Source organism: Bacillus sp. JHAA (assembly GCF_036961585.1).
GTDB classification, from domain to species: Bacteria; Bacillota; Bacilli; order Bacillales; family Bacillaceae; genus Bacillus; species Bacillus velezensis.
Genome location: NZ_JBAMDE010000001.1, coordinates 521,310 through 546,287 on the forward strand (window position 1 = coordinate 521,310; position 24,978 = coordinate 546,287).

27 protein-coding genes and 1 pseudogene are annotated in these 24,978 nt (G+C 45.5%); 8 read left to right on the forward strand and 20 right to left on the reverse strand.

The window, feature by feature from the left end; all coding sequences use genetic code 11:
- Positions 1-85 precede the first annotated feature (85 nt).
- The 3 genes from V7728_RS02615 to alsS all read right to left on the reverse strand — a co-directional run bounded on the left by V7728_RS02615 (position 86) and on the right by alsS (position 3,253).
- The gene (locus V7728_RS02615; RefSeq protein ID WP_007407526.1) at positions 86-610 is read right to left on the reverse strand and encodes an NAD(P)H-dependent oxidoreductase; all 525 of its coding nucleotides are present in this window, start codon (positions 608-610) and stop codon (positions 86-88) included.
- A 102-nt stretch (positions 611-712) separates the two neighbouring features.
- Positions 713-1,480 carry an acetolactate decarboxylase gene (budA, locus tag V7728_RS02620; protein ID WP_003151318.1) on the reverse strand — a complete coding sequence of 256 codons (768 nt, stop codon included), beginning with the start codon at positions 1,478-1,480 and terminating at the stop codon, positions 713-715.
- 60 nt (positions 1,481-1,540) lie between these two features.
- Positions 1,541-3,253, reverse strand: a complete 1,713-nt coding sequence (alsS, locus tag V7728_RS02625; RefSeq protein WP_007407527.1) for an acetolactate synthase AlsS — start codon at positions 3,251-3,253, stop codon at positions 1,541-1,543.
- A gap of 156 nt (positions 3,254-3,409) precedes the next feature.
- Between alsS and alsR the strand changes: the two genes are divergently transcribed.
- A complete protein-coding gene (gene alsR / locus V7728_RS02630) occupies positions 3,410-4,318 on the forward strand; it encodes an acetoin biosynthesis transcriptional regulator AlsR (protein WP_007407528.1) in 909 nt (302 codons plus the stop codon).
- A gap of 195 nt (positions 4,319-4,513) precedes the next feature.
- Positions 4,514-5,845, forward strand: coding sequence for an arsenic transporter (locus tag V7728_RS02635; RefSeq protein WP_012118610.1), 1,332 nt, complete (start codon positions 4,514-4,516; stop codon positions 5,843-5,845).
- Between the two features lie 49 nt (positions 5,846-5,894).
- On the opposite strand, the gene V7728_RS02640 is transcribed toward V7728_RS02635, so the two are convergent.
- The 3 genes from V7728_RS02640 to V7728_RS02650 all read right to left on the reverse strand — a co-directional run bounded on the left by V7728_RS02640 (position 5,895) and on the right by V7728_RS02650 (position 8,721).
- Positions 5,895-6,569, reverse strand: coding sequence for a DUF2642 domain-containing protein (locus tag V7728_RS02640; protein WP_099567142.1), 675 nt, complete (start codon positions 6,567-6,569; stop codon positions 5,895-5,897).
- A gap of 41 nt (positions 6,570-6,610) precedes the next feature.
- Positions 6,611-7,504, reverse strand: coding sequence for a hypothetical protein (locus tag V7728_RS02645; protein WP_015240724.1), 894 nt, complete (start codon positions 7,502-7,504; stop codon positions 6,611-6,613).
- Between the two features lie 122 nt (positions 7,505-7,626).
- The gene (locus V7728_RS02650; RefSeq protein WP_025285385.1) at positions 7,627-8,721 is read right to left on the reverse strand and encodes a CotH kinase family protein; all 1,095 of its coding nucleotides are present in this window, start codon (positions 8,719-8,721) and stop codon (positions 7,627-7,629) included.
- Positions 8,722-8,861: 140 nt separating this feature from the next.
- Here V7728_RS02650 and cotG point away from each other — a divergent pair, with 140 nt between their 5' ends.
- The 3 genes and pseudogenes from cotG to V7728_RS02665 form a co-directional block, all read left to right on the forward strand.
- Complete coding sequence (gene cotG, locus V7728_RS02655) at positions 8,862-9,395, forward strand: spore coat protein CotG (RefSeq protein WP_076424634.1); 534 nt, start codon at positions 8,862-8,864, stop codon at positions 9,393-9,395.
- A gap of 156 nt (positions 9,396-9,551) precedes the next feature.
- Positions 9,552-10,172 carry a flavin reductase family protein gene (locus V7728_RS02660; protein ID WP_099567143.1) on the forward strand — a complete coding sequence of 207 codons (621 nt, stop codon included), beginning with the start codon at positions 9,552-9,554 and terminating at the stop codon, positions 10,170-10,172.
- A 164-nt stretch (positions 10,173-10,336) separates the two neighbouring features.
- Positions 10,337-10,630: pseudogene (locus V7728_RS02665) on the forward strand (hypothetical protein); the annotation flags it as partial.
- 10 nt (positions 10,631-10,640) lie between these two features.
- Here V7728_RS02665 and ggt read toward each other — a convergent pair.
- A complete protein-coding gene (gene ggt, locus V7728_RS02670) occupies positions 10,641-12,218 on the reverse strand; it encodes a gamma-glutamyltransferase (RefSeq protein WP_099567144.1) in 1,578 nt (525 codons plus the stop codon).
- Positions 12,219-12,425: 207 nt separating this feature from the next.
- On the opposite strand from ggt, the gene V7728_RS02675 reads away from it, so the two are divergent.
- Genes V7728_RS02675 through chrA form a run of 3 tightly spaced genes read left to right on the forward strand, consistent with a single transcriptional unit; the run spans position 12,426 to position 14,039 of the window.
- The gene (locus tag V7728_RS02675) at positions 12,426-12,902 is read left to right on the forward strand and encodes an Lrp/AsnC family transcriptional regulator (protein ID WP_007407537.1); all 477 of its coding nucleotides are present in this window, start codon (positions 12,426-12,428) and stop codon (positions 12,900-12,902) included.
- Between the two features lie 13 nt (positions 12,903-12,915).
- Positions 12,916-13,506 (forward strand): chromate efflux transporter subunit ChrB, encoded by a 591-nt coding sequence (gene chrB / locus V7728_RS02680; protein ID WP_015240729.1) that lies wholly within the window; start codon positions 12,916-12,918, stop codon positions 13,504-13,506.
- Positions 13,503-14,039, forward strand: coding sequence for a chromate resistance efflux protein ChrA (chrA, locus tag V7728_RS02685; protein ID WP_015240730.1), 537 nt, complete (start codon positions 13,503-13,505; stop codon positions 14,037-14,039). Before chrB ends, chrA begins: the two co-directional genes overlap by 4 nt.
- Before the next feature lie 157 nt (positions 14,040-14,196).
- Here chrA and V7728_RS02690 read toward each other — a convergent pair whose 3' ends face one another.
- The 13 genes from V7728_RS02690 to V7728_RS02750 all read right to left on the reverse strand — a co-directional run bounded on the left by V7728_RS02690 (position 14,197) and on the right by V7728_RS02750 (position 24,816).
- Positions 14,197-14,913: an endonuclease V gene (locus tag V7728_RS02690; RefSeq protein ID WP_099567145.1), complete on the reverse strand. Its 717-nt coding sequence runs from the start codon at positions 14,911-14,913 to the stop codon at positions 14,197-14,199.
- Between the two features lie 40 nt (positions 14,914-14,953).
- The gene (locus V7728_RS02695) at positions 14,954-15,454 is read right to left on the reverse strand and encodes a hypothetical protein (RefSeq protein WP_099567146.1); all 501 of its coding nucleotides are present in this window, start codon (positions 15,452-15,454) and stop codon (positions 14,954-14,956) included.
- Positions 15,455-15,645: 191 nt separating this feature from the next.
- On the reverse strand, positions 15,646-16,086 hold the full coding sequence (locus V7728_RS02700; protein ID WP_060562462.1) for an SMI1/KNR4 family protein: 441 nt from the start codon (positions 16,084-16,086) through the stop codon (positions 15,646-15,648).
- Positions 16,087-16,257: 171 nt separating this feature from the next.
- Positions 16,258-16,695, reverse strand: coding sequence for an SMI1/KNR4 family protein (locus tag V7728_RS02705; RefSeq protein ID WP_039063764.1), 438 nt, complete (start codon positions 16,693-16,695; stop codon positions 16,258-16,260).
- Between the two features lie 9 nt (positions 16,696-16,704).
- On the reverse strand, positions 16,705-18,852 hold the full coding sequence (locus V7728_RS02710; protein WP_076424638.1) for a ribonuclease YeeF family protein: 2,148 nt from the start codon (positions 18,850-18,852) through the stop codon (positions 16,705-16,707).
- 19 nt (positions 18,853-18,871) lie between these two features.
- Complete coding sequence (locus V7728_RS02715) at positions 18,872-19,132, reverse strand: YwqI/YxiC family protein (RefSeq protein ID WP_007407543.1); 261 nt, start codon at positions 19,130-19,132, stop codon at positions 18,872-18,874.
- Positions 19,132-19,566, reverse strand: a complete 435-nt coding sequence (locus tag V7728_RS02720; RefSeq protein WP_007407544.1) for a DUF5082 family protein — start codon at positions 19,564-19,566, stop codon at positions 19,132-19,134. Before V7728_RS02720 ends, V7728_RS02715 begins: the two co-directional genes overlap by 1 nt.
- A gap of 280 nt (positions 19,567-19,846) precedes the next feature.
- Positions 19,847-20,635, reverse strand: coding sequence for a YwqG family protein (locus V7728_RS02725; RefSeq protein WP_099567147.1), 789 nt, complete (start codon positions 20,633-20,635; stop codon positions 19,847-19,849).
- A 63-nt stretch (positions 20,636-20,698) separates the two neighbouring features.
- The gene (locus V7728_RS02730) at positions 20,699-22,024 is read right to left on the reverse strand and encodes a UDP-glucose dehydrogenase family protein (protein ID WP_099567148.1); all 1,326 of its coding nucleotides are present in this window, start codon (positions 22,022-22,024) and stop codon (positions 20,699-20,701) included.
- Positions 22,025-22,223: 199 nt separating this feature from the next.
- On the reverse strand, positions 22,224-22,988 hold the full coding sequence (locus tag V7728_RS02735) for a tyrosine-protein phosphatase (RefSeq protein ID WP_059367660.1): 765 nt from the start codon (positions 22,986-22,988) through the stop codon (positions 22,224-22,226).
- A gap of 45 nt (positions 22,989-23,033) precedes the next feature.
- A complete protein-coding gene (locus V7728_RS02740; protein WP_007614272.1) occupies positions 23,034-23,723 on the reverse strand; it encodes a CpsD/CapB family tyrosine-protein kinase in 690 nt (229 codons plus the stop codon).
- Positions 23,717-24,457, reverse strand: coding sequence for a YveK family protein (locus V7728_RS02745; protein ID WP_099567149.1), 741 nt, complete (start codon positions 24,455-24,457; stop codon positions 23,717-23,719). Before V7728_RS02745 ends, V7728_RS02740 begins: the two co-directional genes overlap by 7 nt.
- Before the next feature lie 215 nt (positions 24,458-24,672).
- Entirely contained in the window at positions 24,673-24,816 is a 144-nt protein-coding gene (locus V7728_RS02750; protein WP_003151259.1) for a hypothetical protein, read from the reverse strand.
- Positions 24,817-24,978: the final 162 nt, after the last annotated feature.

Consider the following 24,978-nt stretch of genomic DNA (forward strand, 5'->3'; position numbering starts at 1 on the left):
TTTTCTTTCTTGAGCAGTCAGAAACGTCTAAGGTTCGAAATATTTCTCAGGAAATATTGTCGGATGAAGATGAATGCATACGACTCTAAAATGGCTTCTTTATGTAATCCGCCAGGCGTTTTGCATTGTCACGGATAGCCGCAGCATCGGCGCTGCTTACCCCGTACATCGCGAAAGCCGGCAAATAGGTCATACCCGTAAAATTAGCCATTGCCTGAAACGGCCTTAAGAGCTCGCTCAGTGAAAAATGGTTAGACCCGCCTGCCTGATATGCATCCTCTCCGGCACCTACGGAAACAGCCAGCAGCAATTCTTTGCCGTGCAGCGCCTTTCCTTTGGAGCCGTAAGCCCAGCCATACGCCAGCACATGATCCATCCATGTTTTTAAAAGCGGAGGCGCACTGTACCAATACAGCGGGAATTGAAATACGATCCGGTCATACTGTTCACACAGCTGCCGTTCCTTTTCCGCATCTATTTTCCCGTCCGGATATTCTTTATAAAGCTCACGGACCGTGATTTCATCATGATTTTTTAATTCTTCTGTCCACGCCTTATTGACCGCTGAGTTGTCCATGTCAGGATGAACCGCTAATACCAATACTTTCACAGCTACCACACCTTTCCCTTTTGACTGTATTTTACCTAATCTTTGCCGGTTCAGCCAAATAAAAAGAAAGCCCCCGAGAAAAATGGGGCTTTCTTTTTTAATTTATTCCGGGCTTCCTTCAGTTGTTTCAATATCCTTCGCAAAATTCGGATTATCTAAATTTGCGTTGAAAAAGTCCGCCGTATTCGGAAGCTTGAGGTTCATATTCATTTTTTGAGAAATGGTCACTTTACAATCTTTAATGACATAGTCAAATACGTGTCCGCCGGAATTGCGTCCTTCATCAATGAAGTGCAGGTGATATCCGGAAACAGCGATGCCGTTTGCGTACCCCGGCGTCCAGAAGCCGGCGATTGTACCCTGAATGTCGTCAAAGTTGAACACAGGCTGTGTTTTCACCGCTTCGATCATCGGAACGTACGGTTTCTCCTGGCGTTCTACCGTTCTTGTCTGCACCTTTTTAAATACGCCGTCTAAACGGATCGCATAAAATAAGTTTTTACTAGGCAGAAGGCTGGCGATTTCCTGCTCGAATTCTTCACGGGTCATTTCGCCGTCGATCGTATGCGTCATATCCGGCGTGAAAAATGTGAATGAGCAGAATGGTGACAGGTCTCCGCCTTTAACAGGCGTAGCCGTTCCGTCGCCGCGCAGACGGTAAAATTCTCCGTCAAATCCGATTAATTCGCCGTCCAGTTTATTGAACGTGCCGATTCCGAAATCACCGAACTTCGGAATGTCAGCCATATCAAAATCTCCGTCATATACTCCGTCCAGCAGAGATGTCATTGTTGATACTTGATAGATCTGATCCTCAGGTGAGCCTTTTTCTCCGCGGCTCATCATATGGATGTCGCTTGCGTTTTTCATATTCCCTTCACTCCTTTTAAATTGGGCTGTTTTAGAAAACAGGTCATGGTGCGCAGAGTGCTAGAGAGCTTTTGCTTTCATTTTTTCTTTGAATTGCTTCGGAAGCATGTCGCTTGATAAATGGACATTGTCACTGTAATCGACAGGAATGTCAATGATGACAGGACCTTCTGTGTTCAAGCCTTTTTGCAGCACGTCTGCCAGCTGTTCCGGTGACTCAACGCGCAAGCCGGTGGCGCCGAAGCTTTCTGCATATTTTACGATGTCAATGTTTCCGAAATCTACGCATGACGTACGGTTATATTTTTTCATTTGCTGGAATGCGACCATATCATATGTGCTGTCATTCCATACAAGGTGAACGATCGGCGCTTTTAAGCGGACTGCCGTTTCCAATTCCATTGCAGAGAACAGGAATCCTCCGTCTCCTGAAACGGATACGACTTTTTCACCCGGATTCACCAATGTGGCGGCAATCGCCCAAGGAAGCGCTACGCCCAATGTCTGCATGCCGTTGCTGATCAACAGTTTCAGCGGCTCATAAGCGCGGAAGTAGCGGGACATCCAGATCGCGTGCGAACCGATATCGCAAGTGACGGTTACGTCGTCATCAATTGCATTGCGCAGTTCTTGGACGATTTGCAGAGGATGCACTCTGTCGGATTTATGGTCGCTTGGCGCCTTCTCGCTGTCTGTGAGCATCTGTTTTAATTCGCTCAGCACTTCTTGTTCACGGCTGCCCATATCAAATGTCACAGCGTCGTGTTCAATTTGTTTAACCGTAGCGGCGATATCGCCTAATAATTCTAATTCCGGCTGATAGGCATGATCGATATCGGCCTGGATTTCGTCAAGATGGATAATAGCACGGTCACCGTTTACGTTCCAGAACTTCGGATCGTATTCAATCGGATCATAACCGATCGTTAATACGACATCCGCCTGTTCAAGCAGAAGATCGCCCGGCTGGTTGCGGAACAGTCCGATCCGGCCGAAATATTGGTCTTCCAGCTCTCTGGACAATGTGCCGGCCCCTTGGTACGTTTCTACGAAAGGCAGTTTTGTTTTGGCAAGCAGTTTGCGGATTTGTTTTACCGCCTCCGGTCTTCCGCCTTTCATGCCGACTAACAGAACGGGAAGTTTCGCCGTCTGGATTTTCGCGATAGCCGCGCTGACCGCTTCTTCCGGTGCAGGGCCTTGTTTCGGCGCCGGCACGCTGCGTACGTTTTTCACATTTGTGATTTCATTCACAACATCCTGCGGAAAGCTCACGAAAGCCGCGCCTGCCTGACCTGCTGACGCTGCCCTGAAGGCGTTTGTTACCGCTTCTGGTATATTCCCTGTTTCCTGTACTTCTACACTGTATTTTGTAATCGGCTGAAATAGCGCCGCATTGTCCAATGATTGGTGTGTCCGTTTTAACCGGTCTGCGCGAATTACGTTACCCGCCAGCGCCACTACCGGATCACCTTCTGTATTAGCCGTTAACAAGCCGGTCGCCAAGTTGGATGCCCCCGGGCCTGAAGTAACGAGACAAACGCCTGGTTTTCCAGTCAGTCTTCCGACAGCCGCAGCCATAAATGCAGCGTTCTGTTCGTGACGGCATAAAACCAGTTCAGGTCCTTTATCTTTTAACGCATCAAATACTGCATCAATTTTTGCACCCGGAATGCCAAAAACATGTGTGACACCTTGCTCCACTAAGCAATCAACAACAAGCTCCGCCCCCCGATTTTTTCCAGAGGTTTTTAGTTCATTTGTTGCTTTTGCCAACACCCTCACTCCTTATTATGCATATTAAATATAAAATTTTAAGTAATTTGTGATATTATTCACTATACACTCTTTGGAAATTGACCTCCAATATCAATTCGCCGTATGATTAATATGTTTCACGAATAATTAACAAAGAGAAAGGAATGGATAAGGATGGAGCTTCGCCATCTTCAATACTTTATTGCCGTTGCCGAAGAACTTCATTTCGGCAAAGCTGCGCTTCGGTTAAATATGACACAGCCGCCTCTCAGCCAGCAGATCAAACAGCTTGAGAAGGAAGTCGGCGTGACCTTATTAAAGCGCACGAAACGGGTTGTAGAGCTTTCAGCTGCCGGAGAAAGTTTTTTAAAACACAGCAGAAACGCGATCGAAGAAATAGACAAAGCGATTGAAATGGCGCAGAGAACGGCGCGGGGAGAGCTCGGCCGCCTTGTCGTCGGTTTTGTCGGCTCGGCCACATATGAATTTCTGCCGCCGATCATTCGGGAATTCCGCGAAAAATTCCCCTCCGTCAAGCTTGATCTGCGTGAAATTTCTTCTTTCAGACAGCAGGAAGAACTTCTGAAGGGGAACATTGATATCGGCATCCTTCATCCGCCTTTACAGCATTCCGCGTTACATATGGAAAAGGTGCAGAGCAGTCCGTGCATTCTGGCTTTGCCGAAGCAGCACCCGCTTACCGCTAAACAGACAATCGACATTCAGGATTTAAAAAATGAACCGATTATCACACTGTCGAAAGAAACATGGCCGACTTTATACCTAGAGTTTGTAAACTACTGCGAGCAGGCGGGCTTCAAACCGAAAATCGTTCAGGAAGCGACGGAGTATCAAATGGTGATCGGATTGGTTAGTGCCGGCATCGGTGTAACCTTCGTGCCTTCTTCTGCTAAAAAGCTGTTTAATCTCGAAGTCGCCTACCGCGGCATTAATCAGGTGCAGCTCACGGCCGAATGGGTCATTGCCTACCGCAAGGATAATCAAAATCCGATCCTGAAACATTTTCTGGATATTATGAATAAACGCCAGGCTTTATTGCAGGCGGATAAGGAAAATGCATAAAAAAGAGGGCCGCCGAAAGCAGCCTCTTTTTTTTGTGCTTTTATGGATTTTTACTAAATTGGTAGAAACGCTCAGTACACCTTACGACCTGTACCCGTATACATACAGTACAACTGATCAGGAGGGATAAAAATAACGGGGCGGCAATGACCCATCTAAAAGGAGGCAGAACACATTACACATATTACCGTCATTTTGACCCTGATTTCTTTCTTTGTGACCATTATTTTTATATTTTGGAGACCCGGGGGATTAAATGAAGCCGTTCCGGCGTCGCTGGGCGCCATTCTCGTTTTGTTATGCGGAACCGTTTCCTTTCATGATTTGGGGGATATAGGGTCAAAAGTCACCGGAGCCTCAATAACCATTATCTCCACAATGATTATGGCGATCGCGCTGGAAAGCTTCGGTTTTTTTAACTGGGCGGCGGCCAAACTGCTTCACCGCGCCAAGGGATCGGGCATCCGGCTTTTTTGGCTGACCAACCTGCTCTGTTTTTCAATGACGCTCTTTCTGAATAATGACGGCAGCGTCTTAATCACCACTCCTATTTTACTATTGGTCTTACAATATCTCGGACTTAAAAGACATCAGAAAACACCGTATTTAATAAGCGGCGTATTAATTGCGACGGCGGCAAGCACCCCGATCGGCGTCAGTAATATCGTCAATTTAATTTCTCTCAAAATGATAGGCATGGACCTTTATTTGTACACCAATATGATGTTTATCCCCGGCACGCTGGGACTGGTGTTTATGGCCTTTCTGCTGTTTGCCGTTTTTTACCGCCGTTTGCCGAAACAGCTCCCCGATATTCCGGTTCATTTTGACTCGCTGGAACACAAACGATATCATCCGCTTCAGCCTCCGCCAGACCCGACCCAAAACAGCCGTACGAACATCATGTTTTGTGTTTTGGCATTTGTATTGTTCGTCCGGATCAGTCTGTTTGCAGCTTCTTACAACGGCATATCCGTTTCGCTCGTGGCTGTCATCAGTTCAGTCATCCTGCTTGGCTGGAGATGGTTTTATTTAAAAATCGGACCGGCAGATTTATTAAGGAAAGCGCCTTGGCATATCTTTATTTTTGCCTTCACGATGTACATTATCATCTACGGACTGCATAATATCGGACTGACGGCGCTGCTTGTTCAGTCTATTGAGCCTTATGTCTCACAAAGCATTGCCCACGCTGCATCTATTATGGGCATTGCTACATCCGTCCTCTCTAATTTGTTCAATAACCATCCCGCCTTAATGATCAGCACTTTGACATTAACTGAAATGTCCATCGACCCATTAACCGTAAAAATCATTTATCTGGCTAATATTATCGGCAGTGATATCGGATCATTGCTTCTGCCGATCGGGACATTAGCCACGCTGATCTGGATGCATATCATCAGACAGCACGGCGAAAAAGTTTCTTGGTCAGAATATATCAAAACGACCATTATCGTTGTCCCTCTCACTGTCGTGTTTACCATTACCGTTTTATATGTTTGGATCAGTTGGATTTACCTTTAGCTCCCATGAAAAAAAACTGCCTGCTGTATAAGAGAGGCAGTTTTATCATTTATGGCAGGTGCATGGTTTTTAAATGATTCAATTTCCAAAAAACAGTATCGCCGTCTGCATTGGTCAGTTCAAGAATATTATCTGAGACATCCTGCAACAGCCCCACTTTATTCGGTATATCTCCTAAATCCAGAATAATCAGCTTCCCGATATATCTTTTTAATTGTTCCTCAAAATTCCGGACAAGGGGCACATTAGCGGGAACAACCGGCAGTTCTGAACTGTTTAATGTATACGGCGTCTGCTCATCGGAATAGGGTGTCAGCCATTTCAAATGATGCATCGAGATGAAAAGAGTCTTATAAACCGGAGAGAAGAAAACAAAATAATCATTTAAAACACTTGTCACATACCCATGAATGGAACGGTCTCCCGTAACAAATATTTCTGTGAATCTGCCTTTTATATGCTGGAGGGTATTCCGGTAAGAAAAGGAATGTTCCTGTTTTTCGGGATGCGGACTTTTTTTTCTTGCGTACGGTTCTTTATTCTCTTCGTCCGGGAGCGTCAATGTCATTCGCTGAAGGTGCAGCAGCGGAATATAAAGAAACGTCCGGCCGTCATGAATCACAATGATATCCTGACCGATATCCAAAAGAGTTCCTGGAAATGTCGTATTCCCCGATATCTCAATATCGACTTGTTTATCCAGAAATCTGCTTAATCCAGCCATTTCATTCCCCCCTCTCCCGCGTTTACGGACAATCTTTCCAATCATTTACGGCCGCGTTTCCACCGATAATCTATTGTCCTTAATACAGTGGCGTAGCTATAAGAGACCTCTTTCTCCCGTTTTGAGGATCGAACGGATCTTGATGATCTTTTCGACTTTTTGGAGGAAGTACGCTGCTCTTCGCGTGATTCTTCTTCATGCGGCTTTTCTTCTTCGGCGCTCTCTTTCTCACCTTTATTCTCGTCGTCTTTATTCTCCTCTTTTTTAGCTGCTCCTTTTGCCCCTTCGCTGATGCTCTTGATATGAAAAGGATAAATCCGCAGCACTTCTTTATCTTTCACAAGAGTGTAGTGGCCGTCGGAATTATCCACAAGTATTCCTTCAACTGCTTCAGGACCTCCGCGGTTGATGGATACCCATTTGTGGATCAGGCGTTTAAATATGCCGTGAAAATCATCAGCCATTTCAAATTCCGGGCGCTCCTCCTCTTGGCCGTCCTCTTCTTGTTCCGCGCTGATGCTTTTGACATGGTCGGCGTTAAAATATACAATTCCGTCATCTTCCGTTTCCAGCACGAGAAAATCATCCCCTGTTTCGTGAAGCTTTCCTCTTTTCGATTCGGGACCTCCCTGATTCAATTGCACCGTGCGATTGGTCATCCGGCTGATCAGGTCTTGAAAATCATCAGCTTTTTCACATTCTGCCGCTTCGGCCGGCGATACGGTTTCACTCGTATTTTCCGTCACACTTTTCACGTGTTTCCATTGATAATAAACGATTTTATTATCAACCTGAAGAGCGATATAATCCGATTGAATGTCTGCTAATCTCCCTGTCTTGGACTCCGGGCCTCCCCGGTAGACAGTAATCACTTTTCCTTCCATCGCATGCAAAAAGTTGTCATCAGACCGCTGCCGCTTCGTATTGCGTTTCATCTATTGTCCTCCTAGTCATTTTTCTCATAATGTAAAAAGCATAATGCATATATACGTATCACGATTATTTTCGGGAACTGATTCACCAGCCTATTTGTAAAAAATCTTTCTTCATTTCCAAATCAGATATTCCACCGCTCTAACTCACTGCTGATGAAGGCTGACCGCTCCTTAATGTATTCGCAAATCACTTCAGGCTCCCGGTCAAAGCAATCCATCTCTTCTTTCTTATATGGATCCTTCGCGACATGCGGCCTGATCTGCTCATACAGTGACATGACCTTCGGCTTCATATGTTCAATGGTAAACCGGGTCTGAAGCGTCTCTTCCAAAAGCCTTTTGTACGCTTTGCGGAAATACGGTTCATCCAGAAGCCTTGCAGTCAAGGTATTAAACCCTTGTATTCTGACATAATCGGCCTCCATCCGATCACCATGAATGTCTCTTCCCCACGTCGCATCGTAATCCCACGGAATGACTTCAAAAAGTCCCGTTTCATGATTCCGGTACAAAGCATAATTATGGACAAATCCATCGTAGTTTGAGGTAAACACGATGCCCGCAAGCCACCGCAAATACTTATCGGCGTCCAAGTGTTTGACGATCTCCCCCTTGAACTCTGACTTCGGCACGGTATTAATTTTATAGATCATATCCTGCAAGTATAAATCGTCTTCTTTCGTTCCCGTTTTCTTTTCATAACCAAGTTCGAGCGATGTTTTCGTATCCCGCTCCAGATCACTGACGAGGGAGAAATTGGCGTCGTCATCAACCGCGTAAAAAACAGCGCCGTCCGCCAAATTCCGTTTCGCCAGAAAATATTCATCCACTGACTCCAGCTCAAGATACACCCCCTCATGTCTGCCATTGATTTGCAGGGTTACGAAATTCGCCTTTGGTGACAGCGTCCCAAGCTCCGCGAAGAAATCGAGAGACAGCTTATTCCGCATCATCGACGGATCTTTGTATTCAGCGTTTAAATGTATCTCTTTCGCCCTGCGAAATGTTTTCGGCGAATAAAAAGCGATATGATACGATTTTTTCTTAAAATCTCTTATATGCGAGCCGCGGTACGCCAGATCAATGTCAAGCCGTTTTTGATTCACTCTCAGCACCGCGGGCACCGGATCATCATCCCAAATGTCTTTTTTCAGCTCCATTAAGTCTTTCGGGTGAATAAACAGCTGGTATAGAGGCAATGTTGATTGGTCTTTCATCAGTAAACCTCCCTGTATTAATTTAGGCTGTGCTTTTTATATAAAACTCAGCGAATCACACATACACTTTTTTCATTCATGCGTACTATGTGGTAGTAAGGATCGCATCCTTAAAACATATATCATGAGGAGGTTTCAAAATGGGCCACTATTCCCATTCTGATATCGAAGAAGCAGTAAAGTCCGCAAGCACCGAGGGATTGGAAGATTATTTGTACCAAGAACCAAAAAGCAGTAAGAAGAGAAAATCTCGCAAGCATAAAAAATCCCGTTCTCACAAAAAATCTCGCAGCCATAAAAAATCGTGCCGCTCTCACAAAAAATCTCGCAGCCATAAAAAATCGTGCCGCTCTCACAAAAAATCTCGCAGCCATAAAAAATCCCGTTCTCACAAAAAATCTCGCAGCCATAAAAAGTCCCGTTCTCACAAAAAATCTCGCAGCCATAAAAAATCGCGCCGCTCTCACAAAAAATCTCGCAGCCGTAAAAAATCATGCCGGTCTCACAAAAAATCTCGCAGCCACAAGAAATCATGCCGCCGCAAGAAAAAACGCACGCAGAAAAAACCTTATCGTCCTCAGAAAAAAGACCCTTGCAAAAAAGACGATTACTGCAGCAAAACAGAGTACTGGAAAGACGGGAACATCTGGGTTGTAAAGAAAAACTACAAGTAACACCATTCGTAAATAGGCTGCCGGCTAAACGGAAGCCTTTTTCCTCAATCAGATATATGCCACGTGATAAGATATGCAGCCGGTTTTCTTTTGTTGTGTTTCCGAATTTTCTTTCTGTATAATCAGGTCATACGATAAAGAAAGGCGGCCGAAATCATGCATATCTTACGAGCAGACGAACTGAACGCAAAAGACACTTACAAATTGCTTTCGGGCACAGTCGTTCCCCGGCCGATCGCATTTGTCACTACGCGGTCATCCATCAACGGCGCCGTAAACGCGGCGCCCTTCAGTTTCTATAACGTTGTCTCCGCAGAACCGCCGCTTCTGGCCATCTCAGTCAGCCGCGCGGACGGTCGGCAGAAAGACACCGCGAGAAACGCACTCGCTCATCGGGAATTCGTGGTGCACGTCAGTGATCAGTCCATTATTGAAGACATTAACAAAACGGCGGCAAGGCTTGATCCTGATGTCAGTGAACTTGGCATGACAGACCTTTCTGTGACAGACAGCGCTTGCATCAGCGTTCCCGGTATAAAAGAAGCAAAAGTGAGGTTTGAATGTATACTCGAACGCCATCTTCCGTTCCAAAATGACAGCGGAGAAACGACGACAGACCTCATCATCGGCAGAGTCGTTTGTTTTCATTTGAATGACCAAGTATATGACGCCGATAAAGGCTACATACGGACAGATGAGCTGAAGCCTGCGGCAAGGCTCGCGGGGAATGAATACGCCAGACTCGGGAAGACATATACGCTTGTCCGCCCGACCTGAAGCAGGAACCATTATAATAGAAGAAACTAGTCAAAAAGACCCCTTTCGAAAGGGGTCTTTTTGAGTCTTTTACCATATAACTCAGCCTAATGTCTTATAGAATGCCGAAACTTACAAGGCCATCACCCGTATGAAACGAGTGACACATTTTTAGGAGGCAGATGATGGATTTCATTCAGTTACTGATTTTTTCAGCCGTATTTATTTTGCTCAGCCTTATGTTTCAAGTATTTGCCGTCAAAGTTCTCAATATCGATTAATCGAATTCACACTGCTTATTACGGGCATCGCAGCGGTGACTTTTTTCAATGAAATGTACGTATTTGCGGGAGTTGTTTCTATTTTGCTGCAGCGGCATAATGGAATGGCGGCACCGGCGGGAGGAAAAGCAATATGTGTACGATTCGTTTTACGCGGGTCTTTCTGCCGCGCTTGGCGTGCTTATTTTTTTCATCAGTCAGCCTAGCTCTATACTCCTGCGGCCGCTCCGTCGCCGCGCGGGTCGGCCCCGCCTTTGAGAAAGCCTACTTCATCAATGGCGATCGCTGCCGCATGGCCCATAAGCCCGTCAAAATCACCAACGGTCTCGACGCGGTGGCCGCTCTGCCTTAGAGCTTCTCTCGTCTCAGGGCTGATTCTGCTTTCAACCCTCAGCCCTTCATACTCCTCTCCCCATGTCCGTCCCCAGACCCAGCGCGGCTCATTGATCGCCTGCTGGGGGTCCATTTTGTAATCAATGATGCGCGTAATCATCGCTGTCTGAGTTTGCGGCTGGCCTTCTCCTCCCTGGGTTCCGTACAGGATGTGAGGCTTTCCTTCTTTACAGGCCATCGCCGGCATGAGGGTGTGGAACGTCCGCTTGCAGGGTTCAAGTGTATTGACATGGGATTCGTCCAGCGAAAAAAATGACCCGCGGTTTTGCAGCAGAATGCCCGTCTCCCCGGCTGTAACGGCAGATCCGAACTCGAAATAGAGGCTCTGAATAAAGGAAACGGCATTTCCTTCCGCATCGGCGACGGCGGCATAAGCTGTGTCGCTTCCGACCGGCCGGCTTACCGCCGGCGCAGCCACGTTACCGATTTCTTCCGCAAGCTGCTTTGCATACCGTTTATCAAGCAGCCGATCCAGCGGAATATGAGAAAATGCCGGATCAGTCAGCACTTCATTCCGGTGCTGAAAACTCTTCTTCAGCGCCTCGATCAGCAGATGATAATAGTCAAAGGAACCGTGTTCGATCTGAGAAAAATCATAGTTTTCCAATATATTGAGCGTCATTAAGCCTGTAAAACCCTGTGAATTCGGCGGAGCCTGATAGATTTTGCACCCGCGGTAATCGGAGGATACCGGGTTCGTCCACTCGCCGCGGTGGGCTTTAAAGTCATCAAGTGTCAGACGGCTGCCGTTGTTTTGCAAAAAGGATGTGATGCGTTGAGCGAGGTCTCCTTCATAAAAAGCGCTTCTGCCTTTCTCGGCAAGCTGCTCCAAGCTGGCCGCCAGATCCTTTTGGACAAACCGTTCACCGGGCATGGGCGCTTTTTTGTTTCTCGTATAAATGGCCGAGGTGTAAGGCGTCGAGGCTAAAAGAGCGAGATTGCGTTCTGTGTGGGCGCATTGGTCGGCAGAGACCGGAAATCCGTTTGCCGCATAATCAAGAGCTGGCTTCAGCACCTCAGCGAGCGAAAGACGCCCGTACGCCGAAAGCACGGCATCCCAGCTGTCCGCCATTCCCGGAACGGTAATGGCGCTTTCTGTCCCGCGCAGAGGGATCGCTTCTCTGCCCCGATACAAGTCTCTCGTCACATGCTTCCCTGAACGGCCGCTCCCGTTATAAGCTTTGATTCGTCCCGTTTCTTTATGGTAAGTGAGCCAAAATGAATCCCCGCCAAGGCCCGTCATATGCGGATACACGACTGCCAGACAGGCGCTGACCGCCACTGCCGCGTCAAACGCGTTTCCGCCCTTTTCCAGAATGCCGGCCCCCGCCTGAGAAGCGAGATAATGCGGACTGACGACCATTTGTTTCGTTCCGATGGTTGAAGTATTCATGGCAAGCCCCTTTACAAATTTTCTCAATTATAAAAATCGGCTTCGCGGCCATCCACATTCCTGAAAGAAAATCTCACACACTATTTACTTTTCGATAAGAAATAATTCTAAGTCATTACGTATCGAAAACAATAAAAAATTTCTGCCTTCATACCGTAATGTTTCATGATACAATAATGTCTACCAAATGAAGGAAGGTGAAGCGGGTTGGAACATGAATACAGCATTCCGAATCTTGTCCTTGATGAAACGGATAAACAGATTCTTTCGATTTTGCACGAGGAAGGGAGGATTTCCTATACAGACGTAGGAAAGCGGGTTAACCTGTCGCGAGTGGCGGTTCAGCACCGCATTCAGCATTTACTGGATGCCGGTGTGATTGAAAAATTCACCGCTGTCATTAACCCGGCGAAAATAGGCCGCCATGTGTCCGTGTTTTTTAATGTGGAGGTGGAGCCGCAGTATTTGGAGGAAACCGCATTAAAGCTTGAAAAGGAACCGGCAGTGACAAGCCTTTATCATATGACCGGACCGAGCAAGCTGCATATGCACGGTATTTTCGCAAATGATCAGGAGATGGAAGAGTTTTTGACAAAACGGCTCTATACGCAAAAAGGCGTCGTCAGCGTCGACTGCCAAATGCTGATTAAACGGTATAAAAGCAGAACGGGCATGAAGCTGTAAGGAGGACATAGCCATGAAACATCCCTATTGGGACATTACGGCGGCGATGATCCGAACGGGCATTTTCGGATTCGGGGGCGGCCCGTCGGTGATCCCGCTCATCCGCCATGAAGCCGTCAATAAATACAAATGGATAGATGATGATGAATTCGGAGAAATATTAGCGATCGCAAATGCGCTTCCCGGACCGATTGCCACAAAAATGGCCGCGTATCTGGGCTTTAAGCTGAAAGGCACGTTAGGCGCAATCGTGGCAACCCTTGCCCATATTCTGCCTACATGCCTTGCTATGGCGGGCTTGTTTGCGGCTGTCAATGTCTTAAGCCACTCAGCAATTGTTGCCGGCATGATTGGCGCCGTAACACCGGTAATCGCCGTCATGCTCGGCATTATGGCGTACGAGTTTGGCCAAAAAGCGCTTAAAGGTTTCGGCTGGGTCACCGGCATTCTGTTTTTTATCATCGCTTTTATCGGCCTGCAAACGCTGCAGATCAATCCCGGCTTTGTCATTATTATTTTCTTAGCATACGGCGCGTTTCATTTTAAATTGAAAGACAAAATCACAAATAAACGTTCAAAAGATAAAGGAATGTCGGCCTCATGATCATGATTTATGTATTTATGGCGTTTTTTGTCGCAAACGCACTCGGATATGGAGGCGGACCGGCGTCAATCCCGCTGATGTTTGAAGAAGTCGTCAACAGATACAGCTGGCTCTCAAACGATCAATTCTCAAATATGCTCGCGCTTGCGAACGCATTGCCGGGCCCGATCGCCACCAAAATCGCGGCGTATGTCGGCTACAGCGCAGGCGGGTGGCCCGGGTTCCTGATTGCGCTGATCGCCACCGTCGTACCGTCGGCGCTCGCATTGATCGTCCTCTTGCGCATCATTCAGCGCTTCCGCCAATCACCCGTCATCAAAGGCATGACGCTGTCCGTCCAGCCTGTCATCGCCGTCATGATGCTCATTCTTACCTGGCAAATCGGCGCAGACGGCATCAAAGCGATCGGCTGGGTTCAAGCGATAGTGATTGCGGGGATTTCCCTCCTTGCCTTGACAAAATTCAAGATGCATCCGGCCTTCCTGATTATCGCGGCGTTTTTGTATGGAGGTCTTGTGGTTCCTCATTTATAGAAAAAAGCACCTGGACAGGTGCTTTTTGTTTCAGTCCCGATATGTTGTTCGATATAGATAACTGTTTCTTCGTCTATGCTTCTTACATGTGATTCCTGTCATCCTCCCAGATGGCCTGATCAATAAAAAACATTTGCAGCCTCCCGGACTGCAAGTGTTACACGTGATTTTTCCGATAAAACGTTCGCAAAACATGCGTTTCAAGGTCAGCCAGACGGACAGGGATCGGCAGCCTGCTGTCTCGATTGATCATTTTCATTGTGATCTGATAGCTGCTCTCTAAATCAATGTTATGTCCGCAAGACAAGAAGATAGGCTTCACGTCCCGCCGTGTCCGAAGCGCCCGGCCATATACCTCGCCGTCAATGAGAATATCGGTGCAGGCGCCGACTTCATTTTCGGGCATCTCAAAATCGCATCCTTTGATTTTGAGATAGGTTTTCGCAATCCCAATTGTAGGCTTACCCAGAAAAAAAGCCGCATGGGTGGCAACGCCCATATGATTGTAATGCAGATACCCGTTGCCATCAAACAAAAACACATCCGGCTCCGCCTCCAGCTTTTCGGCCGCTTCAATGATCAGCGGCAGCTCGCGAAACGCAAGAAAACCGGAAACATACGGCACGCTGATTTTCCCCATGCTGTGTACTTTTTCAATCACTTCTTTTGTATCAGCGTCAATCACGATGATACTGCATACGCCGTACGGTTCCCCGTCCTGCTCCCAATAAGCGAGGTCGACGCCTGCGCAGGTGTTGACGGAGTCTGGATGGATGACGGGGGATAGGTTGATTTTATGTATTAGGGATTGTTGTGTTTGAATAAAATCCGATTCATCATTTAGATCAAAATCGTGAATTTGATGTATTTTCATTTCATTGGTTTTCCTCATTTTCATTTCTAAAATCGTCTTTTCAGTTCAAGTTCTTCATTTCGATATACAATGCAATAAAACTTCCATAAGGATAATCTCCATCCCAGCCACATGGAAAATAGCCCGCTTTATAAATTTTGAAAAGTTTTTCAAAAAAATTGTCTGTTTTCCCGTTTACTGCTCTATTTATTGCACAATTATTCAGATCTGCTACGATCTCTTCAAGAAAAGTATTAAATTCAGTCGTAGCACTTCTGACATTTTCCGAAAAAATTTTCAGAAGCATGTCTAGGTTTTGTGGTTTTTGATCATCGTTTAATTTATAAAATTTTCCCCATACCTCACTCATCTCGTTTTCTTTTATATCTTTCCACGCATATTCATCTTCACCAATTACATCTTCGTAAGCATAGTACTTAGCTTTTTCTTCATCATTAATAATTTTAGTAAAATAAGAGATATCATGTGATGCAACTGCTTTAAAGGTTTTGGAAAAATCAATAACTTCTTTTACCTGATTATGATAATGTCCGTATTTCATTACTTTATACACCTTTCCTAAGTACAACCGTAGGGTTACCAACTCTCCGGTAACCGGAACGCAGCCTAAAGCTAAATAAATTTTTCAGAATTTACAAAACAGAAAACAACAATTCACCTATGAAAAAACCTTGAAAGGCTTCAGCAGCCATCAAGTTTAATTAATTTTTCTAACCATTCCCTCTTATAAGTCTAATCCTCAATTAAATCAAGATAATATTTATCATTTTTCATAAGTTCTATTAAAAACTCTTCTAATGAATCTGCAATTTTTATATCATCGTAATATATTGAATTGTTTTGTTCATTGCCTAATGCAATTAACGATAAAGCACTTTCATTTGCTTCAAAAAAAATCAATTTATCTTCTTCAAGTTCCTCATAAACTTCTATATCTGGATAAAACTCAAAGTCATTAACTTTTAATCTTGCATCTCTAATTGAAGCAGGTCCAAGAATGCGATTAATATTATATTCTGATTTTTTCAGAAAGCCGTATCCAACCTCAAGAAGAAACTGTCTCAAATCATAAGGTAACCTTAAACCTAACTTATTTTCTACTTCTAAGATTTCATTCTCACTTACTTGATAAAATGTATTTTCTTTGTAAGTTTTAATAAAATCATATTTCACAATTATTTACCTCCTTTAAGTGGGAGAGTTTTTCTCCTGTGACGGGGTCATAGCCCAACAGACATTTAAGTCATTTTAAACAGAAAATAACAATTCATTTGTAAAAAACCTTGAAAGGCTTCACTAGCCAATCAAGGTCAATTAATTCTTCTAACTATCCCATTTTTAAGTCTAATCCTCAATTAAATCAATATAATATTCGTTATCATTGAGGAACTTTTTAAAAAAATCCTCTAACGACTCAGCTATTTGAGTGTCAAAATAAAATATTGGATTGTTTTCTAATTGTAAATCTATAGAAATATAAACACCCTCGTTTACTTCAAAAAAAATAAGTTTATTTTCATCATCATAAAGTTCATCTAAATCTGGGTCAAACTCAAAAATTCCTTCTCTTAGTCTAATGTCGGCTACTGCCCCTGGCCCCAATATCCTATTAATTGCATTATCACTTTCACCTTTAATAAAACCATAACCGACTTCTAAATATAATTGTTTTAAATCATTTGGAATATCTACTTTCATTCTTTGTTCAGCTTTTAATATATCCTCTTCAGGTACCTTATATGTTTTATTTTCTAAATGATTTATAAATTCAAATTCAGCCATGAACTATTTTTACCTCCTTGGAAAAAGTTTTCCTGATGGTGCTCCCTTTCCATGTATACCCGCTTGGTGTTCATCCGGATATTTTGCCGGATGAATATTCCACCATTCGTGAGGGCCACCAAAGTTGTTCTCTATGATATGATGGGCATCGTACGGTTGACCAATACTTCGAGCAACTTCTCCATGCTTATCAAAAACCTCTTCTGTATATCTAGGCCACTTTTGATTGGTTTTTTCTTCCCATTCTGCAATCAATCTATCTTTCAAACTTGATGTGAATTTGCTCCTATGCTTAGCTGTTTCTTTTGGTGTTAATTTCTCATAGTTATTATTTCTTAAAGCTTCTTTTATATGGTCGATCTGCTCTTTACAAACCTTTCGTCCAGTTTTGGCTTCTATATCTCTGAGATATGCTTTCGCTAAGTCTTTATTTAGTTCACCAGTAGCTTTAGTGCCTTCACTATGAACGTCTGTTTTTTGCCTCTCAACTTTCAGCACCTTAGGCTCTTCTACATGATCTGCTTTCGGTTTTTTCGCAAATTTTCCATCGCTTGTGCGAAACACTTTCGACGAGGCATCATAGAATACCTTCCCTGTTTGTGTAATATAGTGAATATGGTCTTTAGCAACTTGTTTTAGGTAATTAACTGGATACTGTGCGACTTTCTTGACAGCTTCTTTATTAATCAAATTCTCGGTATAGTGGCTGCTTTTAGCATATGCGTATGCTGGCTGATTTCGGAATGTTCCCATCAGCTGTTTCGCAAAACGTACGGTTTCACCAGCTGATTCTATCACCGATAAAGATCGTTTTTTAACTGATTGATAGGTTTGATGAGCTACTTTTTTCACATGGGTCGGATTCACGACATGTCGTATATCTGATAGTTTCACTTTAACTGTCGAACCTTTATCCATATTTCGATACATTGATACACTATGATCAACCGATTTGGCCAGACTGCCCGCTCCAACCAAACTCAGCGCAGCTTCCAGTGCCCCTTGCTTCCGCTTCTCCTCGGACACTTTGTTTCCGAACATATCTCTGCCTGTGACGGCTTCTGTGAATCCGTTTGAGGCGACAAGGCCGTATGCGCCCATTTCTGTCATTTTGAGAATGTCTAAGGATTTTCCGGTTTTATAGGCATCTAAAGCATGTTCTGCGGCAATGACGGTTTTTCCGGTTTTGTAAATGGCTTTTCCGCCTTTGAAAGCGCGGCCCGCCCAGCCGACGACCGGTATGAATCCGGCGGCGGCCATCGCTCCTGCTGTGACGCGTTCTGCGGTGGAGAGCTTTTCTCCGGTCACCGGATCAACGCCTTCGGCTGCTCTTTTATAATCATAATAGCCGGTGACTTCGCCGGTAAAGTTGCAGATGCCGTCCCATGTTTTTTCGTACCATGGTTTATTGGCTTCTTCTTCAGCCTTTTCCTGAAGCCGTCTTGCTTCGGCCTGCTGGGCTTTTGCGTCAATATAGTCCGTTCCCTGTTTTTCTGTCGCCGTGACGCTTTTGTAGATTTCATTGCTGTGGAAGGCTTTTTTGTCATAGTACATAGGGGATGCGCTTTTCCCGTTGCTGGTGGCCTGCATGAGAACAGAATATTTGCTGAGCACGGCGTTGTCCAGAGATTCTAAGTTTTGATATTCAGCAGTCAGGGATTCATCAAGCGTATCGACTGCCGTGATTGTGTCACGTCTGGTTTTCTGGGCATCGCCCATTTTATCAGCGTAATCATCCAGCGTATATGTGTCGAGATGAATAATATCGCTGATGCCTGACAAAATTGAATCGATTTCTGCTTTATGAGCGGAGACAATCTCTGAAGCTTTCAAATCCGCGTTGGGCAGCTCATGCTCCAAAAATGAAGTCTCCACATATGTATCGCTGAGTTCTTGATCTTTAATGTCACCTGAAATGCCATTTAAAAACGCAATTTGAGCAGAGACAAGCGTCAGCCAGCTGTCGGCGATTTCCGCTTGTCCCTGAAAAAAATCTTTTATATTGTCTGCGCCTTTCCCTTTCAAAGCATCACCTAGATCGGCCACGCCTTGAAAGGCTTGTTTGAGCGCACGCAGCTGCTCTTCAAGGGCTTCGTATTGTTTCTTTCTCTTATCTGCTTCGTCCGTTAACGATTGTGATTCAAACACTTTGCTCATCGGCAAGTCCTTTCTTTCGTTATTTTACGGCGATCGCCTCGTCCTGTTCTTTCAAAGAATCTACGTTGTCTTTAACGTCCGCGATATTCTTATGAACGGCCTGCTTGTATTCGCTGATCATCGATACAAGCTTTGCCTCGCGGGATTGGTACTTGGAGGTATAGTCGAGCTTGTTTTTTCCGTTTGAACCGGCGTTCCCGATCGAAACAGCCTCCAAAGCGCTGCTGACGGATTCAAGCTGCTTCATGACGGTTCCGTATTTGAGTTTTATTTCTGCCATTAAAACCAACTCCAGCTTCTTTTGATTGATTGTATTTTTTCTCCGACCGTGTCAAGGGCTTCTTCTCCCAGCGTCAGCAGGTGCTCTGCCTCTCTCGCGATGCTTCTGGCGGCAAGGAGCCCTCCTTTTTCAATTTCAAGCTGTGTCATCTTTAAGCCGATTCGGTAAATATAACCGTCGTATTTGTCTGTGACGATTCTGTATGCTTCTGTATGGGCCTGATCGCGCCGGTCATCAAATTCTTCAGCAAAAGTGCCGGTCCAATGATGGTCCAGGTGCGGCCTGAGGATGTCCCTGATTTCAGATACGCCCTCTTCCTGCAGAGATTCTATCTCTCTTTTCGCTTCTTTTAATTTATCAATTTGGTGTTCAACCTCGCCCAGTTTATGGCTGATCGTGCTGTTAATATGGCTTAATGTGCTTGAATGGCTCATCTGTTTTCACCTCGTCTTACGCAAAAAGTCGTACAAAAAGCACAGACTTTTCCATACTATATTTCCATATATTATATTTTAAAATAGACAGAAAGCAGCTTAAATAGGTTAAATGGCTTATTTTCAACAGCCGAGATGCTCATCATTAACGCCAAAAGACTCACATAAACGGCATATCCATTCATCGATCTCCTCTATGTATCCATGATAAATTCCCTAAAAAAAAGGAGACAGTGATTAACCGTCTCCTTTGCCTTGTATCATGATCATCATACCGTCGTTAACTGCAGTCCCAGTTGTACAAAACGTTTGAGAAATCTTTTCTCTTCAAATCTTCCGGTCTGATAAAGAAATTGGCGATTCCCACATCTCCCCACATCGAATCAATGTCATCATCTGAATCAATTTGCAAAAGCAGAATTGTATGGTTTTGATGGGAGTAAGACCGCGGATCTTCCTGGGTGAAGGACGCATAGCCGCCGATTTTATGGCCGAATGCGTTCGCCGTATATTCGTCATACACCTCATCGTCAAACTGCTCGAAATAGTCAAAGGCATCCATCCCGGCATACTGCCTGAATTGAAAATCAGACGGGAGCACCCATTCAGCAGACAGCTCAGGGGTGATCAGCGCTTCGGATTGAATCGGAAAATCGTACTCCTCTTCAACCTGAACGAAAGAAAAATCATCCATGAGCTCCGCTTCTTCTGCTGTCACATGTTCAAAATATTTGACGCAGAAACCCGTTTGCGCGCACCCGTCGTCAAAATTCAGACCGTATACGTCATCACTGACCGATATGTAAAACTGAAGAATGCCGGTGTCCGGAAAATCAGGAAGTCCGGGCATATCCGCAAAATTGATTTGGGCGAGAAGCTTCATCGGCCTGCCGCTTTCATCTTTAGGATATGGTTCATGTTTCGGAAAATAGGGGTCTCCTGCAATTTTACTGTCATACCGCCCCGTTTCAGCTTTTTTGACGTGCAGTTTGATAAAAGGCCGTGCTGACGTTTCCAGCAGACCGCGGGATGATTCCATTTGCTTCGGCAATTTCCATGTTTTTTCCACGATAAATATCTCCTTCGTCTCTAAAGATTGTATGATAAAAGGCCGGCGCGGTCCGCCGGCCTTTCAAGTGACAGAATCAGTCTGAGGCACGACGGCTCTTCTTCCGATTGAGATATATTCCACGCCCGCCTGTTCCGCTTCCTCAAGCGAGTGGCAGTTTCTCCCGTCGAAAATAACCGGGGTTTCCATCAGCTCTTTGTACGCTTCAAGCGGGAAGTGTTTAATTTGTTCCCAATCTGTCAGAATCAGGACGGCATCCGCTCCCCTGACGGCTTCTTCTATGGACTCCCGATAGGAAACTTCAGCCGGAAGCAGTCCGGAAGCCCGGAATGAAGCGATCGGATCGTACGCTGTCATCCGGGCGTCAAGAGCCGCCAGACGATCTGCAATGACAATGGACGGCGCGTCCCGCATATCATCTGTATTCGGCTTAAAAGACAGCCCTAATAACGCGATGGTCTTCCCCGTCACACCGCCGAGCCTGTTCAGCACTTTATCAACCAGCATGGACTGCTGGTTATTGTTGACTTTAATGACGGACTTCAGCAATTCAAAATCATGCTCCACATGTCCCGCGATCTGCACGAGGGCGTTTGTATCCTTCGGAAAACAGGAACCGCCGTAACCGATGCCGGCTCTTAAGAATTGATTGCCGATCCGTTTATCCAATCCCATTCCGTGTGCGACTGATTCCACATCCGCACCGACTTTTTCACATATATGAGAAATTTCATTAATAAAACTGATTTTCGCCGCTAAAAATGCGTTTGACGCATATTTGATCATCTCAGCGCTTCTGATGTCCGTATGATATACCGGAATCGCAAGCGGCCCGAAAACCCGGTCAAGCGTTTCCCGCGTCTGCCGGTCTTCAGCCCCGATCACGATGCGGTCTCCGTGAAAGGTATCGTGAATTGCCGAACCTTCACGGAGAAATTCCGGATTCGAGGCGATTGAAATATTCACGTCCGCTTTCAGCCGTGAATGAATAACTTCGCTGATCCTGTCATTCGTTCCCACGGGAACCGTGCTTTTTGTCACGACGATCGCATCTTTACAAATATGTTCGGCAATCCGTTCGGCGACATTTTCAATATAAGTAAGGTTTGCGTGCCCGTCTTCTTTTTGCGGCGTTCCGACCGCTATAAAAATAACGTCCGCTCCCGCAAGCCCTTTTTCGTAGCTCGTTTCAAATGCCAGCCGATGCCGGCCGATATTTCGTTTCATCATATCTTCAAGGCCCGGTTCAAAGATAGGGGACAATCCCTTTCTCATCTGCTCAACCTTACGTTCATCAATATCTATGCATGTTACGTCATGGCCGATTTCTGAAAGAGACACTCCTGTCACAAGACCGACGTAGCCTGTTCCGATCACTGTTATTTTCATCGTGTTCCCCCAACCGTTTAGAAATTGCTGCTGGGCAGCTTACCGTTATTATCATATGATCCCGGCGCCGGCTGAATGCCGGAAGCCTGAGGTCATGATAGGAAAAAACGGCGCCGGCCGCTGATAATAGCATAAGCATAAAAGAATCATCTTGCAAAACAGCCGCTTACGCTTCATTTAAACGGGATGGAGACGACGATTAAAAAAGACCCCAGCGCTTACGGCGGGCCACAGGCAGCGGAGGTTCCTTATAAACGGCTTTGTTTTCAGCGAGAAGCGCCGCATTTTCCGCGAGCATGTAAATCAGCTCAGCCCCTGCTTCTTTTTTCAGAACGCCGAGCGCCTCCTGATAATAAAAATTTCTCGGTCCGAGATTATGGGCGTCAGATGCGAGAAAGTGGATCAAATTCGCTTCAATCAGCTGCAGCGAAAAGGATTTCGCTTTCCGACCGAATGCTCCGGCAATGCAGCCGGCCGTCACTTGGGCGGCCGCCCCTTTCTTCACAAGACTGTAAAGGACGGAAGGGTTTTCGCGAATTTCCCTGTTCCGCTCCGGATGGGCGATGACGGGGACATATCCGTTCAGCTGCAGTTCATAAAACAGCCTTTCAGCGTAGGCCGGGACATGATCCGCCGGAAATTCCGCCAGCACATACTTTGTATTATGGAGCGGGACAAGCGTGCCGCTTTGAAGACCTGCCAGCAGATCTCCGTCTGTTCTGATTTCCTGGCCGGGCAGAACAGTCAGCGGAATGCCTTCCTTGTTCAAACGTTTGTTTAACAGGCTGACCGCTTCGTTGACCGTATGCCGGTCCGTGTCATAGCGGTATTTCACATGATGCGGCGTCGCGATGATCGTATCAATCCCCTGTCTGACCGCTTCTCTCGCCATCTTCAGGCTTTCTGTATCATCCGCCGCGCCGTCGTCTATGGAAGGAAGGATGTGACAATGGATATCTATCATATTTCAATCCCTCCTTAAAAAGAATGGACCGCGCCCATTATGACATTATTGTCCGTAATAGGCGTAGTCCGAGTGTTTCGTTTGTTTCTTCCCGTTCATCACGGCCCCAAGGAGCTTGCACGGGCAGTAATCGAGCGCTTCTTTTGCCTTGGCCGCTTTTTCCTTGTCCGTTTTCCCGCTTGAGATCACCATAATGGCCCCGTCAGTGTAGCTGCCTAATATTTTCGTATCGGCTACGGCCAAGACGGGAGGCGTATCCAAAATCACCTTATCATAAACTGCGGCTGCTTCTGACAGAAGATCTTTCATGGCACCCGTCGATAAAAGCTCCGCCGGATTGGGCGGGATCGGCCCGCTCGTTAAAATATCCAGGTTTGCTTCATCAGCCGGCAGGACGGCTTTCTGAAACGGCATCTGTTTTAACAGCAGTGACGTTAATCCGGTTCCGTTATCCAATTTGAAGGTGAAATGAACCGTCGGTTTGCGCAGATCCGCATCAATTAAAAGCACTTTTTTCCCCTGCTGTGCAAATACGACGGCAAGGTTGGCCGCGGTTGTCGATTTTCCTTCTTCCGGACCGGCGGATGTGATCAAAAGGGACTTCACCTCCGTATCAACGGAAGAAAATTCAATGTTTGTGCGGATCGTGCGATATTGTTCTGAGTTGATGGATTTCGGCTCAGACATCGCAATCACGCTTCGTTTTCCGGGTTTGTCTTTTTTACGCGTCAACATGTCCGCCCCCCCGCTTGTTTGGTTTCCGCCATCCTCAAGTTTTTGGCAACGCTGTCTTTAGTACTGATTGAAGTAACCGTTCCCAGGATCGGGATGCCGAGCAGCGATTCCAGCTGTTCTTCCGATTTGATCGTATTATCCAGATGTTCCAGCAAAAAGGCGAGACCGATTCCGCCCAAAAGTCCGGCGGCAAACGCAATCGCGATGTTCAGCTTACGGTTAGGCTCTGCCGGTGACTGGCTGTCCGCCGCTTCGGCCTTTGAAAGGATGCTGACATTATCCACGTTCATAATGGCGGTGATCTTGTCCTGAAAAACGGCTGCAACCGCATTTGCCATAACGGCCGCCCGCTTAGCATCCGTATCCCTCACGGCAATCGTCACGACTTGTGAATCCTGCTCGCTGGACACCGTGATTTTCGATTCCAGCTCTTTCGAAGTCATGGACAGATGCAGCTGTTTAATCACCTCATCGAGGATGACCGGACTTTTGATGATGACATTATACGTGTTGATTAATTGGAGGTTGGTTTGAACATCATTGAATTGGACTTCTTTTTGATTGTTTTTGGATTGGCTGACCAAAATTTGAGTTGAGTTTTCATAGACCGGCGTAAGAGCGAAGAAACTGATGAGTCCGCCTGCGGCAGATGCCGCCGCGGTAATAATAAGTATAAACAGCAGACGCTTTCTCAGTATTGCGAATATTTCCTTTATGCTTGTAGATTCTCCCATATAACCTCCATATCACTTTCCGCGTATTCCCATTCCCTCCAATGATCTTTTCCAATTACGATTATACAGTTTTAAACTGTCATTTCTAACCTTTTCAAATGACAAAATTCGACAAAAATAGACAATCACTTCAATCTGTTTTATTTTTGTAAGCGCTTTAAATACTGGTGTCACAGGAAGATTAAAAAATCCCGCGGCCAAGAGCCTGCGGGATTTTATGTTGCATATCCATTTTTAATATAAGAAATCAAATTCTCAAGCATTTCTTTTGTGGTCATCTCAGAGGACTGCTCACCAATGTCGTGCGCATGCATTAAAATCTTCAGAAACTCCTCTTGATCTAACTTCGTTTTCTTCATCATTCGTTTCCTTTCGGCTTCCATTAAATTGAAAACAAGATTATTATATGCTGTCGGGTGCTGTTTTGCAATCTCTAATACATCATTCGACACTTTCGGGTTTTTATGTCCTTTTTTAGGAAAAACTTTTTCCGGGCCATGTGTTGCGATATAATAGAGGAA

Bases quoted from the DNA above. Each gene is read 5' to 3' on its own strand.
- budA (WP_003151318.1), bottom strand. From the start codon at position 1,480: ATGAAAAACGCAAGCGACATCCATATGATGAGCCGCGGAGAAAAAGGC.
- alsR (WP_007407528.1), top strand. From the start codon at position 3,410: ATGGAGCTTCGCCATCTTCAATACTTTATTGCCGTTGCCGAAGAACTT.
- V7728_RS02640 (WP_099567142.1), bottom strand. From the start codon at position 6,569: ATGGCTGGATTAAGCAGATTTCTGGATAAACAAGTCGATATTGAGATA.
- V7728_RS02645 (WP_015240724.1), bottom strand. From the start codon at position 7,504: ATGAAACGCAATACGAAGCGGCAGCGGTCTGATGACAACTTTTTGCAT.
- V7728_RS02650 (WP_025285385.1), bottom strand. From the start codon at position 8,721: ATGAAAGACCAATCAACATTGCCTCTATACCAGCTGTTTATTCACCCG.
- cotG (WP_076424634.1), top strand. From the start codon at position 8,862: ATGGGCCACTATTCCCATTCTGATATCGAAGAAGCAGTAAAGTCCGCA.
- V7728_RS02660 (WP_099567143.1), top strand. From the start codon at position 9,552: ATGCATATCTTACGAGCAGACGAACTGAACGCAAAAGACACTTACAAA.
- ggt (WP_099567144.1), bottom strand. From the start codon at position 12,218: ATGAATACTTCAACCATCGGAACGAAACAAATGGTCGTCAGTCCGCAT.
- chrB (WP_015240729.1), top strand. From the start codon at position 12,916: ATGAAACATCCCTATTGGGACATTACGGCGGCGATGATCCGAACGGGC.
- chrA (WP_015240730.1), top strand. From the start codon at position 13,503: ATGATCATGATTTATGTATTTATGGCGTTTTTTGTCGCAAACGCACTC.
- V7728_RS02690 (WP_099567145.1), bottom strand. From the start codon at position 14,913: ATGAAAATACATCAAATTCACGATTTTGATCTAAATGATGAATCGGAT.
- V7728_RS02695 (WP_099567146.1), bottom strand. From the start codon at position 15,454: ATGAAATACGGACATTATCATAATCAGGTAAAAGAAGTTATTGATTTT.
- V7728_RS02705 (WP_039063764.1), bottom strand. From the start codon at position 16,695: ATGGCTGAATTTGAATTTATAAATCATTTAGAAAATAAAACATATAAG.
- V7728_RS02710 (WP_076424638.1), bottom strand. From the start codon at position 18,852: ATGAGCAAAGTGTTTGAATCACAATCGTTAACGGACGAAGCAGATAAG.
- V7728_RS02715 (WP_007407543.1), bottom strand. From the start codon at position 19,132: ATGGCAGAAATAAAACTCAAATACGGAACCGTCATGAAGCAGCTTGAA.
- V7728_RS02720 (WP_007407544.1), bottom strand. From the start codon at position 19,566: ATGAGCCATTCAAGCACATTAAGCCATATTAACAGCACGATCAGCCAT.
- V7728_RS02730 (WP_099567148.1), bottom strand. From the start codon at position 22,024: ATGAAAATAACAGTGATCGGAACAGGCTACGTCGGTCTTGTGACAGGA.
- V7728_RS02735 (WP_059367660.1), bottom strand. From the start codon at position 22,988: ATGATAGATATCCATTGTCACATCCTTCCTTCCATAGACGACGGCGCG.
- V7728_RS02740 (WP_007614272.1), bottom strand. From the start codon at position 23,723: ATGTTGACGCGTAAAAAAGACAAACCCGGAAAACGAAGCGTGATTGCG.
- V7728_RS02745 (WP_099567149.1), bottom strand. From the start codon at position 24,457: ATGGGAGAATCTACAAGCATAAAGGAAATATTCGCAATACTGAGAAAG.
- V7728_RS02750 (WP_003151259.1), bottom strand. From the start codon at position 24,816: ATGAAGAAAACGAAGTTAGATCAAGAGGAGTTTCTGAAGATTTTAATG.